Below are 438 nucleotides of genomic sequence, written 5' to 3'. Positions count from 1 at the left end.
GCCAATGACATTGCAAATGAGGTGGCTCCGGAAGACGTGGCTAAGCCCACAAGTGCTACTAAAGCGGCGGCTATACCCAAGACCATTGAGGCCAAGCGTACGCCGCAGCTGCTGTCCGTGGTTCCGGGGTGGGTCTGGAAATGCGGTAAGTTTCGGTGGATGCCTCAGGACTTCGGGACCGAGAACGAGCGCATGAAAGAACGCGTGATCGACTCGTCGAAGCAGGATCAGAGCATTGGTATGTTTCTGGACGACCCGACGACGCCCATGCTCTACTGCGTGGCGGGTTCTCCCGACGATCGACAAGCCTTGTACTTCGCGGCCTATCTTGTGCAGGAATTCCAAAAGCGCAGTCGCGAGGAAGTCGTGTGGCACAACCTATACGGCGGCTTCGATAATCCTGTGCTCCGAAAGTACGACGACACCGAAGTACTGCGC

1 protein-coding gene is annotated in these 438 nt (G+C 57.1%); it reads left to right on the top strand.

Features of this window, described 5'->3' with window-relative positions:
• Positions 1-36: 36 nt before the first annotated feature.
• A partial coding sequence (locus tag AC1RPN_RS08455) for a hypothetical protein (protein ID WP_481763755.1) occupies positions 37-438 on the top strand: 402 nt, incomplete at its 3' end.

The organism is Dellaglioa sp. CoH-57-MRSF-20, assembly GCF_056781955.1.
Note: the sequence above shows the minus strand (reverse complement) of the source record. Positions and strands in the feature narration are given on the sequence as shown.